Raw genomic sequence first — 14822 nt, forward strand, 5'->3', positions numbered from 1 at the left:
AGGTCGCCGCCCTTTCATGGGTGAACAATCTCTGGATCGCCTGAGCGATGGAAGGCGCGGAAGTGCGAGATGTTCAGGGTGTAAAACCGTGCGGCCCTGGCCTTTCGTGCGGCAACGAGATGCAGAAAGTCGAAGATGGCTCCGCCGCGCACACCGCGTGCCTCCGCCTCACGCATGGCACGGAGCATTTCCGTGGGAGTCAGCGTGCTGATGGTGAGATCAGGTACATAGTCTTCCTCAATCACTGAAGCAGCGAGTGCCGCAGGCATGCGGAATGGCTTTCTGCCACCTGTGAGTGTACTGAAGGTCTCCGCAATGCCATGCGCATAAATGCCAAGCTCTTTGCCATCGAACAACGCATCGCATTCGATGTGGAAGGACTCGGTAGCGACCACTGCCGCCACCAATACAGAAGTGTCAATAAAGGCACTCATTTTTTGCGGAACGGAGCGTCCAGTCTTGCCACCTGATCTTCGCGCATCTCCCGTACTGCCTTGGCTGCATCAAAGCCTTCCCAACCCACGACCACACGACGCTTCCCACGCTTTTCGATCTTCACCTCAGGCACTTCCTGCGTAAGTTCCATGCGATCACCCGTGACATCTAGGCGTAATTTGGAACCCGCACGGAGGTGCAGTTGGTCGCGCACTGGCTTGGGAAGCACAAGGCGACCGGCTTTGTCGAGTGTGACGGTGGCTGTCATGGGAATCATGTTGGCATATTAAATGGCATTTTCAATGGCATTCATAGAACCATTGGTTGCCACTGATATCTGTTTTGACCAAAAATGGGGGCTCGTTAGGCCGTTTGCCGAATCCGACACATCCTTTGCTGGCAATTATTGACAGTTGGGCGCGTTTAACCACGCGCCCAACCATGAATCGTCTCCTTCTACTCTCCCTCCTGTTTACCTCTTTCGCTTCGGCGCAGGATGGTTTTAAATCGCTCTTCAACGGCAAAGACCTCACGGGCTGGGATGGCAATCCGGAGCTGTGGAGCGTCGAAGACGGCTGCATCACCGGTAAAACGACGGGACCGGAGCAACTGGCCTACAATCAGTTTCTGATCTGGCGCGGCGGCAAGGTGAAGAACTTTGAGCTGCGCGCGAAGATCAAGGAGACGGGCAACAACACGGGCATCCAGTACCGCAGCAAGGAGCTGCCAGAGAACGGCAAGTGGTCCATCGGTGGTTATCAGTGCGACATTCATCCGGCCACACCAAACAATGCGATGGTGTATGAAGAGCGTGGGCGCGGCATCATTGTGCAGAACGGGCAGAGCGTGGTGATTGATCCCGAAGGCAAACGCTGGCTGGCCTCCGAGCATGAGCCGGTGAAGGTGGACATCGCCGAATGGCATGAGTATACGATCATCGCGCAGGGCAACCACCTCATCCACAAGGTGGACGGCAAGGTGACGATCGATCTGCTGGACTTTGAACTGGCGAAGCGCTCGCTGGAAGGACTGCTGGCTTTTCAGATTCATCGCGGCCCCGCCATGAATGTGCAGATCAAGGATGTGATGCTCAAAGAACTGCCAGATGGCGGTGTGATCTCGTTTGAGAAATCCGCGATCCCCAGCGATGCGCAGATCATCGAGGCCAAAGCACCCGCGAAGGGCAAGGGCAAAGGCAAAGCGCAGCCTCCTGCCGCCGCTCCTGCTCCAAAACCTGCTCCGGCCAAGGGCAACGCGAAAGGCAAGGCTGCCAAGGTGAAGCCGAAGCGCCCTGACGCGGTCGGTCCGGCCATTGGCGCTAATGTGGCCACGCCGGTCACGAACATCAAAACGCTGCCTGATTTCAAAGTGGAACTGCTCTACTCCGTGCCCGGCGGCGATGAAGGCTCCTGGGTGAATCTTTGCACGGACGACAAAGGCCGCATCTATGCCAGTGACCAGTATGGCGGTCTCTATCGCTTCAAGATGCCTGCCCCCGGTCAGACGCTGAGCCAGAATGACGTGCAGAAGGTTCCCGCCGACATCCGCGCGGTGAATGGTATGCTGTTTGCCTTTGGCGCGCTCTACGTGGGCGTGAACGACTACGAAAAGAAGATCCCCAGCGGACTGTATCGCATCACGGACAGCGACAACGACGACATGCCCGACAAAGTCGAGCTGCTGCGCGCGATTGATTCCGGCGGCGACCACGGCGTGCATGCCGTGCTTCTCACGCCCGATGGCAAAGGCCTGTATCTCATCACGGGCAACAATGCCGTGCTCACAGAAACCGTCCCGACTTCGCCCGTGCAGAAGCTTTGGGGAGATGACCACCTGCTGCCGCGCATGCCTGATGGTCGCGGTCACAACCGCAGCGTCATGGCCCCAGGCGGGAATGTGTATCGCGTCTCGCCCGATGGAAAAGAATTCATCCAATACGCCAACGGCTTCCGCAACATCTTCGACGGCGGTGTGAACCGCGATGGCGAACTCTTCGTCTATGACGCCGACATGGAGTATGACTTCAACACATCGTGGTATCGCCCCACACGCATCAATCACGTTGTCAGCGGTGCCGAGTTCGGCTGGCGCAATGGCGCGGGCAAGTATCCAGAGTTTTACTATGACAACCTGCCCGCCACGCTGAACATCGGCCCCGGCTCGCCCACGGGCACCACCTTCGGCTACGGCGCAAAGTTCCCTGCAAAATATCAGGACGCCTTCTACGTGCTCGACTGGAGCTGGGGCAAAATCTACGCCGTACATCTCAAACCCGAGGGCGCGAGCTACACCGCAACGAAGGAAGAATTTGTGACGGGTGGTCCGCTGCCGGTGAGCGATGCCATCATCGGCAAAGATGGTGCGATGTACTTCACCATCGGTGGTCGCCGCGTGCAGTCAGGACTCTATCGCGTGACTTACTCCGGCAAGGAATCGACCGCACCGGTGACATCCAAGCCGAATATCACGCCCGCAGCGGAGCTGCGTCGTGAGCTTGCCGCCTATCACGGCAAAGCAGACCCGAAAGCCGTCGCATTCGCGTGGCCGCACCTCAGTGACAAGGACCGCTTCATCCGCAGTGCTGCACGCACCGTGCTGGAGCACAACCCCGTCGCTGAATGGGAAACGAAGGCGCTGAATGAAAAGAACGCCACCGCGCAGCTCGAAGCGCTGCTCGCGCTGACGCGTATGACCGGCGTGTGCCCCACACACCGCACCAAAGATGACGTGGTGAACACGGCCAAGCGTGATGAAATCCTCGCTGCGCTGCTCAAGCGCAACTTCAACAAGCTCACGAACGACCAACGCATGGCTTATGTGCGCCTCGTTGAGATCGTGCTGCACCGCTTTGGCAATCCCGATGAGGCCGCGGTGGCTGCGATCATTGCCAAGCTTGATCCGTCTTATCCGGCAGACAACTTTGAGCTCAACTGGCTGCTCACCGAAACTCTGGCCTATCTCCAGGCACCGAACACCGCCGCCAAGGGCATGGCCCTCATCGCCGCCGCTGAAAGCCAGGAGCCTCAGGTCGAATACGCCCGCAGCCTGCGCTTCCTGAAGACGGGCTGGACCAAGGAACTCCGCACGCAGCAACTCGAGTTCTTCCTCAAGGCCGCCAACTACAAAGGCGGCAGCAGCTTCGCCATCTTCATCGACTTCATCCGCAAAGATTCGCTGGCCACTTTCACATCCGAAGAAAACGCGCAGCTTGCCGAACTCATCGCGAAGAAGCCCGAGGTGAAGAGCGCCATCGAAAACGTCGGCACCATGTTCGTGGGCCGCACACCCACGATGTGGACGCTCGACGAACTCAGCGCCGCCGCCAAGACCGGCATGAAGAAGCGCAGCTTTGAAAACGGCCGCAAAATGTTCACCGCCGCCGCCTGCTACACCTGTCACCGCTTCGGCAACGCCGGCGGCATGACCGGTCCGGATCTCACCGGTGCTGGCGGTCGCTACAGCCCGCATGACCTGCTCGACAACATCATCAACCCCAGCAAGGTCATCAACGAACAGTTCGTCCCCATCATCGTCACCAAAAACGACGGCAGCCTGATGAGCGGCGTTGTCGTGAACCTCAGCGGCGACGGCGTCACCCTCAACACCGACCTCACCGATCCGAACCAGCGCGTGAACGTGGACCGCAAGGAAGTGAAGAGCATCGAACTCAGCACCGTTTCCCCGATGCCGCCGATGCTCCTCGCCATGCTGAAGAAGGACGAGATCCTTGATCTCATGGCTTACGTGCTGAGCGGCGGAGACAAGACGAATGCGATGTTTGCGAAGTGAGCTGAATCGACAGTTGCTAGAATGGTGGCGTGCCAGACTTTCTCTCACGCCGCCATGCTAAACGTCTATTTCATTCCAGAGCCAGTGCTCAGATCACTGCCTGACCATATACCAGGGCATCCACGCATTCGGATTAGAAACTGTCAGGGTCCAGTAGGTCCAGACGATCCCACACCAAGCACTTACTCCTTTGACAAAGGCAGACTCCAAATCGTTCTCCAAATCGTCGATGTGCAACCTCGGCAGAGTACAAAACCCGACCGCATATGGTTCTTTGTATTGCTTGAGCGTAAAAAGAAGTGGCTAGGTTTTCTGCAAAATAGGTTCCGCTCGTCGGTGCGAAGTTACCTTCAAGGCATCGGTGCAGCCGACACCGGTCAGGATTTGTCGGATTACCTTGCAAAACTTCCATCGGTGGATTGATGGCCTTTCATCGCCTCTCACATTTTGTTCCATTCCTATCCAGGGAATCCATTGGGCGTGATTGTTTTCCTCGGCGTCATCAAAACTCTCCTCTGTCAGAACTCCCTCTCTCCTTCGTTATATTTCGCCCATGAAACGCCACGCCCTGCTTCTCCTCGCTGTTTGCTCCTCGATCTCGGCGGCCCCCCAACCCAACATCCTCGTCATCATCGCGGACGATCTTGGTTACGCGGACATCGGCGTGCAGGGCGGCAAGGCGGTGCCAACGCCGAATATCGACGCCCTCGCGGCTAGTGGCGTGCGCTGCACCAATGGCTATGTCACCGCGCCGTACTGCAGCCCTTCGCGGGCGGGATTTCTCACGGGCAAAGCTCAGACGCGGTTCGGGCACGAGTTCAATCCGCATGTCGGTGATGAAGCCACGCTCGGGCTGCCGCTGGATCAGCGCACGATTGCCAATGTGATGCACGATGCGGGCTACGCGACGGCGCTCTACGGCAAATGGCATCTGGGCTTCAATGCCGCGCATCATCCGCTATCACGTGGATTCGACGAGTTCACCGGCTTTCTCGTGGGCGGGCACAACTTCCTGCTTCACAAGGATGCGGACCCCGAATTCGGCTCGGCGCATTCGCACAACATGATCTACCGTGGCCGCGAACTGCAGCACATCGACGGCTACACGACCGACCTGTTCACCGATGAGGCGCTCGACTTCATGAGCCGCAAAACGGCCAAGCCTTGGTTCATCTACCTTGCCTACAACGCCGTCCACACGCCGCTGGAGATTGCCGACAAGCTCAAGGACCGCATTCCTGCCGACGTCACCGATCCAGATCGTCGCGGCTACCTCTCGCTGCTGCTGGGGCTGGACGATGACGTAGGTCGCATCACCACCGAACTGAAGGCCAAGTACCCGAACACCCTCGTGTTCTTCTTCGGCGACAATGGCGGCTCCGGCAGGAAACCTTTCTTTGCCTACAACACGGGTCTCAACACACCCCTGCGCGGCGACAAAGGCCAGACACTCGAAGGCGGCATTCGCGTGCCGTTCTTCGTGAGCTGGCCCGGGAAGCTGGCTGCAGGCACCACCTACGATCAGCCAGTGAGCGCCATGGACATCCTGCCCACGGCCTGCGCTGTCACCGGCGCGAAGCAACCCGAGGGCGTCGAGGGCGTGAACCTCCTGCCGTATCTCAAGGGTGAAATTGCCACCCCACCGCATGACACTCTAGCATGGCGTTTCGGTCCGCAGAAAGCCATCCGGCAAGGGAACTGGAAGCTTGTGGATGTGCGCGACATGGAGGCCAAAACACAGTCTGGCTGGCAGCTCTATGATTTGAGCACTGACATTGGCGAAGAAAACAATCTCGCCGCTGCGAAGCCCGAGCTTGTTGCCAAGCTGGCCAAAGCCTGGGATGAGTGGAATGCCACAAACGTGCCGCCGCTGTGGCATGGCAGTCCCAACGAAGACCCCACCGCGCCGCCGAAGGCAGGCAAGGCAAAGAAGAAGTAAGCAAACGGCCTTAGCACAGGCCGCAGGCATCATTCTACAAAGAGCAAACATTGCGCTGAAAGCGTACTGCGTTCAGCGTTGATGACTCTGCATTCATCATCCCCCACATATGCCCGCTTTCTCCGACCCCTTCCGCGAAGTTCGCAGCGCCTCTGGCGTGCTGAAGTGTCCGTTTCACGGTGAAGACATCACCATGATCCTCCGTCATGAGGACGTGCGGAAGGCGGCCAAGGACTGGCAGACCTTCAGCTCGGACGCACCCTTTCGCGTGCCGATTCCTTCGGAGGAAGCCGTGCGCACGATGCGCCAGCTTCCCATCGAGACGAATCCGCCTGAGCACACCGAGTACCGCGCCATCGTCGAGCCATTCTTCCAGCGTGCCAAAGACCCGGCGATGATCGCGCAGGTCGAGGCGCTGCTCGATGGCATGCTCACACAGGCACTGAACAGCGATTCCATCGAGATCGTGAATGAGTTCGCGCTGCCCGTGCAGTCACGGGCGCTGACCTACCTGCTCAACGTGCCTGCGTCCGAAGGCGAAACCTGGATCGGCTGGGGCATTCATGTGTTCAAAGTCACTGGCGGCGAGTTCAAAACGGGCAACGTGCTGGAAGACTACCTCCACGCGCAATTCGACCGCGCCGAGGCGAATCCCGGCGCAGATTTTTTCAGCTCTCTCACGCAGGCGGAGTATCGCGGGCGCAAGCTGACGCGCGAAGAAATGATGGGCTTTGCCAATCTCGCTTTCGCCGGTGGGCGTGACACGATCATCCACACGATCTCCTGCGCGCTGGGTTATCTGGCGGAGCATCCTGAGGCGCTGGAGTTTCTGCGCGCAGACCCCAAGCGCATCACTCTGGCCAGCGAGGAATTTTTCCGCGTCTTCATGCCGCTCACGCACATCGGCCGTGTCTGCCCGGCAGATACGGATGTCCATGCCACCACCGTCAAAGCCGGTGAGCGCATCTCCCTCGCGTGGGCCTCAGCCAATTTCGATGCCACTGCCTTTCCTCAGCCCGAGGAAGTCCGCCTGGACCGCAAACCGAACCCTCATCTCTCCTTCGGCTTCGGCACGCATCTCTGCCTCGGCGCTCCGCACGCACGGCTTATCCTGCGCACACTGCTGCGGCTGTGTTGTGAGCGGGTGAAGAGCATCACGATTCTCAAAGCCGAGGAACGCGTGGAGCACGAGGCGAAGTTTGACCGCACGCTGGGATATGATTCGCTGACGGTGAAGTTTGATGCGCTTACGTGAACGTGGGCTGGGTGTGGCGACAGCCCGCCCGTCTGTCAGCGTGTGAAGACGTCCCATAACTCGCACCCTCCCAAAGTCGGGCGGTTCGGCGAAGACGTCTCCAGATGTTGAACACGTGCAGCGCGCCAAACACACCCAACCTACGAAAAAATTCTCACCAGCCGATCAGCCGTGTGATCGCAGCCCGTAAAGCGGTTTCGAGAATCACCGCTTCGGCATGCGTGACAGGAATCATGACCTTCTTCACGGTTTTCGACGCTGCATCCTGGCGTGACATGCTCATGAAGTACGGTGCCTTCTGTGGATCATCACGGAAGGTGAGCTCGAAGGCGCTGTTGGCTTTTTCAGACTGGTGGAAGAGCTTGGCCTGCTCCTGGCGGCTTTGCAGCGTCGCCAGCACCGCACCGAGATCCGAGAGGCCCCATTTCATGGTGATCTTCTGCTCCCAGTCGAACTGCTTCTCCCCGCTTTGCGAAGCCGCATCCACGAAGACAGCGCCTTTGGCGCGGTTGAATTCGAAACGAATCACACCGCCGGTGCCGCGACCGTTGGGTTTGTAAATGGCGTATTCGGCGGACTGCTTGGTGGTGGTGGGTGGTTTCGGATTCATGGCGTCAAAAACCTAAAAGGCTACACTGGAAATGACAAGCGTGAATGGCATTTTGAGTAAGTAATGTGGGTAATGCCTTCGCATGCCCTTCGGGCCGTCTGCGGCTGGCCATCTTCGCTTCGGTCTTTGCCCGCAACGAATGTCCTGGAACACTCGATTGCGGGCAAGAGTGCCCGCATCACTGCAGGCGTCCTTGTTTTGCTTCGTGAGACGCTTCGAGGCTAAATTCGACTCAGCATTTCGTGAGATGTTGCGGCAGGACCGCTCGTTAAAGGCGAATGTCCATCCAGCCATGCGTGCTCCTAGCTGCTATTTTCCTGAGCCTGCCTCTGTCCGCCACCGAGAAAACCACGCCTCTGCCCAACATCGTCGTGTTCATCTCAGATGATCACAGCATGCTGGATTCGGAGCCTTATGGGGCCACGGATATCCGAACGCCGAACATAGCGCGGCTTGCTGCAGAGGGCATGAAGTTCACGCATGCCTTTGTCGCCACGCCTGCCTGTGGCCCAAGCCGCACGGCGCTGTGCACGGGCCTGTGGCCGGCGCGCAATGGTGCGGAACCAAACCACAAGGCGAAGAATCCTGGGGTGCCTTCGCTGCCGCCCGCGCTGCACGCTCTAGGGTATGAAGTCGCGGCGTTTGGCAAGGTGGCGCACGGAAACTACGGCAAGGACCATGGCTTTGATGTGCTGGGCGGCAATCAGATCGGTGACAGCGACACGGTCGAAGTCGCCAAGTTCCTCGCCAATCGCGATGCAACCAAGCCGCTGTGCCTGTTCTTCGGCACTCGTCATCCGCATGTGCCGTGGGGTGAAAATGCAGGCTATGACGCAGCGGCACTCCAACTTCCGCCCACGCATGTGGACACGGCGGAGACGCGAGAGCAGCGGACGCGCTACTGCTCGGACATCACGCGTGCGGACACGCTGCTCGGTGAGCTGCGTGCGCTGGCCAGGGACAAGGTGCCGGGAGATACGCTCTTCATCTACACCGCCGATCACGGCGCGCAGTGGCCGTTTGGGAAATGGAATCTCTATGATGCGGGCATCCGCATCCCGTTCATTGCGACGTGGCCGGGACATCTGAAACCAGCTTCCACCAGCGACGCCATGATTTCCTGGCCGGACCTGCTGCCCACCTTCATCGAACTCGGCGGCGGCAGGGTGCCTGAGGGCATCGACGGCAAGTCTTTCGCCGGTGTGCTGCGCGGCACGGCCAAGACGCATCGGGACCGCATTTTCACCACGCACAGTGGCGATGGTTATTTCAATGTCTATCCCATCCGCAGTGTCCGCACGCGTGACTGGAAGTATATCCGCAATCTGCATCCTGAGTTTCAGCATCAATCCCATATTTCGCGCTCAAGCAAGGTGACAAGTGGGCTCAACTACTGGCAGAGCTGGCTCACTGCGGCTGAAACCAGCCCCGCCGCTGCCGCTGTGGTGAAACGGTATGCCGTGCGTCCAGCAGAAGAACTCTACGACCTCAAGAGCGATCCCTCTGAACTGCACAATCTCGCGGACGATCACGCCCAGGCAGGCCGCCTGCGGCAGATGCGCGCCGACCTGGACGTCTGGATGCAGCAACAGGGGGACAAGCAGACTGTCTTTGGCAAGCCGCTGATGATTGGCGAACCCGTCACCATGGTTGATCCCGGCGCTGGCAAAAAGAAGAAAGCCAAAGGCCAAAACAAATAATGACGCCTCAAAATTCTCGAACTTCGACCTGCCCTCCCATGAAAATCATCGCTGCTCTCGTTTCGTCATTCGTTCTTTTAGTTTCGTCATTCGCTGCTGACAAGCAGCCCAACATTGTCTTCCTGCTCATCGATGATCTCGGTTATGCGGACTGCGGCTTTAATGGCGGCAAGGAGATCCACACACCCAGCATCGACAAACTGGCGGACGAAGGCACGGTGCTGGAATCGCTGTATGTGCAGCCAGTTTGCTCGCCCACTCGCGCGACGCTGATGACCGGACGCTACGCCACCCACACGGGAGTGTACACGATCGTGCGCCCGCATGCGACGTGGGGGCTGCCGCTCACCGAGCGCACGCTGGCCAATGCGCTGCATGATGCGGGCTACGCCACGGCGATCACCGGCAAATGGCACCTGGGCGAGTATGAGCCCGCCTACCTGCCCACCGCACGTGGCTTTGATCACCATTACGGCCACTACTTTGGCATGCTGGACTACTTCACGCATCTGCGCGGCGACGAACTCGACTGGTATCGCGACGGCAAACAAATCAAGGAGGAAGGCTATACCACGCATCTCCTCGCGCATGAAGCCTGCCGCATCATCACGGAAAAGGACAAAACCAAACCTCTCTTTCTTTACGTGCCATTTAATGGAGTGCATGGACCCTTCCAGGTGCCGGATGACTACCTCAAGCCCTACGGCACGCTGAAGGGCAACCGGCAGAAGCTCGCAGGCATGCTGGCGGCGGTGGACGAGGCCATCGGGCAGATCGTGACTGCGCTGGAAAAAAGCGGTCAGCGTGAGAATACGCTCATCATCTTCTCCAGCGACAACGGCGGCCCGCCTCCCGGTGACAACACACCCTTGCGCGGCTTCAAGGGCAGCATCTACGAAGGCGGGGTGCGCGGCTGCGCTTTTGCCAACTGGCCGGGCCACATCCCCGCAGCCAAGCGCATCAAAGAACCCATGCACACGGTGGATTGGTATCCCACACTGGTGAAACTCGCCGGAGGATCGCTGGAACAGAAGACGCCGCTGGATGGCAAGGACGTCTGGCCCATGCTCACGCAAGGTGCGCCTTGTCCGCATGACGCCATCTTGAGTGTGCAATCCCCCACCGTCGCGGCTGTGCGCATGGGTGACTGGAAGCTCGTCATGAACGGTGGACATACCGACAGCGAAGAAGGCCCCAAGGGTGCGGGCAAAGGAAAAGGCAAAAAGGGCAGGGCGAAGGCCGCTGAGTCCGGCGAAACTCTCGCACTCTACAATCTCGCCAATGACATCGGTGAGAAAGAAAACCTCGCCGACAAAGAACCCGAACGCACCGCTACAATGCGCACCCGGCTGGCGAAGTTTCTCAAAGACGCGGTGGTGCCCGGCCATGTGGACCACGAAGCCAATGCATTGATGCCGACAAAGAAGAAAAATCGCCCATGAAGCGCCTCCTCGTCTGTTGTTTATACTTCGGCAGTCTCGTTGTCTCAGCCAACGCCACCGACAAACCCAACATCATCGTCATCTACACGGATGATCACGGTTTTGCTGATCTCGGCATTCATGGCGTGGAGCCGGATGTGAAAACGCCGCATCTCGATGCGCTGGCCCGTAGCGGAGTCATCGCGAAACATGGCTACAGCAGCGCACCGCAGTGCGTGCCTTCGCGTGGTGGATTGATAACGGGGAAGTTCCAGGGACGCTTCAATCTGGACAGCAACAACTCCACTCTGGAGGGCTTCAATAAGGAAATCACCATCGCCACACGCCTGCAGCGTTCAGGGTATGTGACGGCACAGTTTGGCAAATGGCACCTCGGGCCCATGGCGGAGATCCCGACGCACGGTTTCACCCATTCCTTTGCGCAGCATGGCCAGCAGAAATTTACCGCCAACATCACGGTTGAAGGGAAGGACCAGCCTATGAATGAGATGCGGCCGGAGATGTATCATATCGATGGCTGCGCGAAAGCAGCGTCATCGATCATCGAGCGCTACAAGGAGCAGCCATTCTTTCTCTACATCGCCTTCCGCGCTCCGCACACACCGCTGGATGCGCCGCAGTCGTACAAGGACCGCTTTCCCGGCGCGATGCCCGAGCGACGCCGCGCTGCGCTGGGCATGCTGGCTGCGGTGGATGATGGCGTAGGGCTGATCACGAGCACGCTGAAGAATAATGGCCTCAGCGAGAAGACGCTGCTCTTTTTCATCGGCGACAACGGCGCACCTCTGAAGATCCACAAGACCGACTCACCGCTGAATGGCGATGCGGGTGGATGGGATGGCAGCCTGAACACACCGCTCAATGGCGAAAAAGGCATGCTGTCCGAAGGCGGCATGCATGTACCGTTTCTCATCGCGTGGCCGGGCACCATCCCCGCAGGGCAGTCGTATGAGCACCCCGTCAGCGCGCTGGATGTCGCCGCCTCGGCGGCTGCGGTGGCGGATCTTTCCGTGAAGCCCGGCGACCTCGATGGAGTGAACCTTGTGCCTTATCTCAAAGGCAGCCTCAGCACGCCGCCGCACGAAGCGCTGATGTGGCGCTGGATGGCACAGAGCGCTATTCGCGAGGGAAACTGGAAACTGCTGCGCGGTGGTGAGCGCGAGTACCTCTACGATCTAGACACGGATCTGGAGGAGAAGCACAACCTCGCCTCGCAGCATCCGGACGTTGCAGCGCGCCTCCGCACCAAGCTCACGGCCTGGTGCGCGGAGCTCAATCCGCCCGGCCTTGCGCTTGGACCGATGGCACCCGTTTGGAATGAGTACTTCGATTACTATCTCGATGGTAAAACCGCGCCAAAGCACGAAGCCGAGCCGACCCACGGATGGCTCGCCCGTGGCGGCAGCTTGATTGAGAAAGAGGGAGTTCTCGTGCTCACACCGGACAAAGGCGGCAAAGGCATGTTCATCACGCGCAGCCAGCTCAAGCTCGCAGGTCCCGCCACTGCGACATTGACGTTTAAAACAGCTGCGTCCGGTCAAGGAGCCATTGCCTGGCGCGTGGATGGGGACAAAGATTTTCTCCCCGCGAACCGCGTCCCTTTTGAAGTGAAGGGCAGTGACGACTGGCAGACGCATGCAGTACCAATCCCCGCCAAAGGCCGCGTCATTCATTTGCGTGTACATCTGCCACCCGGCCCTGCTCAGTTCCGCACGCTCGATTTCAAATCTGCTTCACGATGAAAAGACTGTTACTCTGCCTATGCGCACTTAGTTCACCACTCTTCGCGGTGACGAAGCCGAACGTGCTGTTCATCCTTGCCGACGATCTCGGGTGGAGTGACACGACGCTCTATGGCACGACGAAGTTTTATAAGACACCGAATATCGAGCGGTTGGCAAAGCGCGGCGTGACTTTCACGCGCGCCTATTCGGCGAGCCCGCTGTGCTCGCCCACACGTTCGGCGATTCTCACCGGACTGAGTCCAGCGCGCACGGGCATCACCATTCCCAACTGCCACATGCCGCAGGTGGTGCTGGAGACGACCCTGCCCAAGAGGGCCGCGCCAAATCAGAAGGCGATTCAACCCACGCCACCGACGCGGCTGAAGACTGAATACCGCACGCTGGCGGAGACGCTGCACGAGGCAGGCTATGCCACGGGGCATTTTGGCAAATGGCACCTCGGCCCGGCGCCCTTTTCGCCTTTGCAACAGGGTTTTGATGTCGATGTGCCGCATCATCCGGGCCCGGGTCCGGCGGGCAGCTACATCGCGCCGTGGAAGTTTGCTGACTTTGATGCGGACCCAGATGTACCGGATCAACACATCGAGGATCGCATGGCGAAGGAGGCCGTGGCCTTTATGGAGAAGCACCGGGATGAGCCGTTCTATCTGAACTACTGGATGTTCAGCGTGCATGCGCCGTTTGATGCAAAGCAGGCACTCATCGATAAGCATCGCGCCCGCGTGAATCCGGCTGATCCGCAGCGCAGCCCGACCTATGCGGCGATGGTTGAGAGCATGGACGACGCCATCGGCACGCTGCTGGACACGCTCGACCGGCTCAAGCTCGCGGACAATACGGTCATCATTTTCACCTCCGACAACGGCGGCAACATGTATAACAATGTGGATGACACCACTCCCACCAGCAACGCGCCGTTGCGCGGTGGCAAGGCCAGCATGTTTGAAGGGGGCACTCGTGTGCCTGGGAGTATCGTCTGGCCCGGCATCACCACCGCAGACACCCGCAGCCAAGCGCTGGTGCAGAGCGAAGATTTTTATCCTACATTGCTCGAAGGCCTGAAGATCAAGCCCGCGCCGGAGCAGCACTTTGACGGCAGCAGCATTCTGCCCGCGCTTAAAGGCGGAGATCTGCCCGGCAAGGCCATCTTCCAGTACTTCCCGCACTATACGGTCGTGCCCGACTGGCTGCCGCCTGCTGTGTCCGTGCATCGCGGCGACTGGAAGCTCATCCGCATTTTTCATGGCGGTGAGAAGGGCGCGCATCGTTACCTGCTGTTCAATTTGAAGGACGATCCCGGTGAGAAAACCAACCTCGCGGCGCAGAAGCCTGAGCTTGTGGCTGAACTGGACGCGCTCATTGAAACATTCCTCAAGGACACCCATGCTGTCGTGCCGGTGGCGAATCCGGCTTTTGATCCGAAGCAGTACCACCCGGAGCTGGAAGGCAAGCAGCAGCCCAAGGCCAAGACGAAAGCAAAGGCCAAAGACGATGACAATCCAGCCTTGCAGGGCTGGAAGGCACGCGAGTGCAAGGCCACGGTGAAGGACGGCATCCTGCGTGTCACGAACATCGGCTTTGAATGCTTCCTCGGTTTTTCCGCCGGCAAGCATAGCGGACCGAGCACCGCCACCTTCCGCATCAAGGCCAAACCCGGCACCTCCCACTTCGACTGGGTGCCCAGTGGCGGCAAAGCGCAGCGCGTGGTGTTCACACTGAAAGGCGACGACTGGCAGGAGATCACCGTGCAACTGCCCACCACGGGTCCGCTTGGCATCGTGCGTCTTTATCTGCCGATGCAGGAGCAGCCTGTCGAGATCGACTGGATTGAGCTTCATTCTGCGGATGGTGGCAAAGTGACGCGGACGGAGTTTTAAATGTACTGCTTGCTTCACCACGATTCTAAG

General features: G+C 59.0%; 10 protein-coding genes. 7 read left to right on the top strand and 3 right to left on the bottom strand.

The window, feature by feature from the left end:
* Positions 1-14: 14 nt before the first annotated feature.
* Positions 15-434, bottom strand: coding sequence for a PIN domain-containing protein (locus PSV43_RS22720; protein WP_300203186.1), 420 nt, complete (start codon positions 432-434; stop codon positions 15-17).
* The gene (locus PSV43_RS22725) at positions 431-712 is read right to left on the bottom strand and encodes an AbrB/MazE/SpoVT family DNA-binding domain-containing protein (protein ID WP_300203189.1); all 282 of its coding nucleotides are present in this window, start codon (positions 710-712) and stop codon (positions 431-433) included. Before PSV43_RS22725 ends, PSV43_RS22720 begins: the two co-directional genes overlap by 4 nt.
* Positions 713-876: 164 nt before the next feature.
* Between PSV43_RS22725 and PSV43_RS22730 the strand changes: the two genes are divergently transcribed.
* From PSV43_RS22730 to PSV43_RS22740, 3 genes are all read left to right on the top strand, one after another.
* Positions 877-4224: a family 16 glycoside hydrolase gene (locus tag PSV43_RS22730; RefSeq protein ID WP_300203192.1), complete on the top strand. Its 3348-nt coding sequence runs from the start codon at positions 877-879 to the stop codon at positions 4222-4224.
* Between the two features lie 553 nt (positions 4225-4777).
* Positions 4778-6163, top strand: coding sequence for a sulfatase-like hydrolase/transferase (locus PSV43_RS22735; RefSeq protein ID WP_300203194.1), 1386 nt, complete (start codon positions 4778-4780; stop codon positions 6161-6163).
* Between the two features lie 109 nt (positions 6164-6272).
* Positions 6273-7418: a cytochrome P450 gene (locus PSV43_RS22740; protein ID WP_300203197.1), complete on the top strand. Its 1146-nt coding sequence runs from the start codon at positions 6273-6275 to the stop codon at positions 7416-7418.
* 154 nt (positions 7419-7572) lie between these two features.
* Here PSV43_RS22740 and PSV43_RS22745 read toward each other — a convergent pair whose 3' ends face one another.
* Positions 7573-8028, bottom strand: a complete 456-nt coding sequence (locus tag PSV43_RS22745) for a hypothetical protein (RefSeq protein WP_300203200.1) — start codon at positions 8026-8028, stop codon at positions 7573-7575.
* A gap of 278 nt (positions 8029-8306) precedes the next feature.
* On the opposite strand from PSV43_RS22745, the gene PSV43_RS22750 reads away from it, so the two are divergent.
* The 4 genes from PSV43_RS22750 to PSV43_RS22765 are packed head-to-tail and all read left to right on the top strand — an operon-like array spanning position 8307 to position 14792.
* Positions 8307-9728, top strand: coding sequence for a sulfatase (locus PSV43_RS22750; RefSeq protein WP_300203203.1), 1422 nt, complete (start codon positions 8307-8309; stop codon positions 9726-9728).
* A gap of 38 nt (positions 9729-9766) precedes the next feature.
* Positions 9767-11170: an arylsulfatase gene (locus PSV43_RS22755; protein WP_300203205.1), complete on the top strand. Its 1404-nt coding sequence runs from the start codon at positions 9767-9769 to the stop codon at positions 11168-11170.
* Positions 11167-12912: a sulfatase-like hydrolase/transferase gene (locus PSV43_RS22760; protein WP_300203207.1), complete on the top strand. Its 1746-nt coding sequence runs from the start codon at positions 11167-11169 to the stop codon at positions 12910-12912. Before PSV43_RS22755 ends, PSV43_RS22760 begins: the two co-directional genes overlap by 4 nt.
* Complete coding sequence (locus tag PSV43_RS22765; RefSeq protein ID WP_300203209.1) at positions 12909-14792, top strand: sulfatase; 1884 nt, start codon at positions 12909-12911, stop codon at positions 14790-14792. Before PSV43_RS22760 ends, PSV43_RS22765 begins: the two co-directional genes overlap by 4 nt.
* Positions 14793-14822 lie beyond the last annotated feature (30 nt).

Source organism: Prosthecobacter sp. (assembly GCF_029946185.1).
Taxonomy (GTDB): domain Bacteria; phylum Verrucomicrobiota; class Verrucomicrobiia; order Verrucomicrobiales; family Verrucomicrobiaceae; genus Prosthecobacter.

Excerpts from the sequence above, each read along its gene's own strand:
- PSV43_RS22735 (WP_300203194.1), top strand. The coding sequence starts at position 4,778 with ATGAAACGCCACGCCCTGCTTCTCCTCGCTGTTTGCTCCTCGATCTCG.
- PSV43_RS22730 (WP_300203192.1), top strand. The coding sequence starts at position 877 with ATGAATCGTCTCCTTCTACTCTCCCTCCTGTTTACCTCTTTCGCTTCG.
- PSV43_RS22760 (WP_300203207.1), top strand. The coding sequence starts at position 11,167 with ATGAAGCGCCTCCTCGTCTGTTGTTTATACTTCGGCAGTCTCGTTGTC.
- PSV43_RS22755 (WP_300203205.1), top strand. The coding sequence starts at position 9,767 with ATGAAAATCATCGCTGCTCTCGTTTCGTCATTCGTTCTTTTAGTTTCG.
- PSV43_RS22750 (WP_300203203.1), top strand. The coding sequence starts at position 8,307 with ATGTCCATCCAGCCATGCGTGCTCCTAGCTGCTATTTTCCTGAGCCTG.
- PSV43_RS22725 (WP_300203189.1), bottom strand. The coding sequence starts at position 712 with ATGATTCCCATGACAGCCACCGTCACACTCGACAAAGCCGGTCGCCTT.
- PSV43_RS22720 (WP_300203186.1), bottom strand. The coding sequence starts at position 434 with ATGAGTGCCTTTATTGACACTTCTGTATTGGTGGCGGCAGTGGTCGCT.
- PSV43_RS22745 (WP_300203200.1), bottom strand. The coding sequence starts at position 8,028 with ATGAATCCGAAACCACCCACCACCACCAAGCAGTCCGCCGAATACGCC.
- PSV43_RS22740 (WP_300203197.1), top strand. The coding sequence starts at position 6,273 with ATGCCCGCTTTCTCCGACCCCTTCCGCGAAGTTCGCAGCGCCTCTGGC.
- PSV43_RS22765 (WP_300203209.1), top strand. The coding sequence starts at position 12,909 with ATGAAAAGACTGTTACTCTGCCTATGCGCACTTAGTTCACCACTCTTC.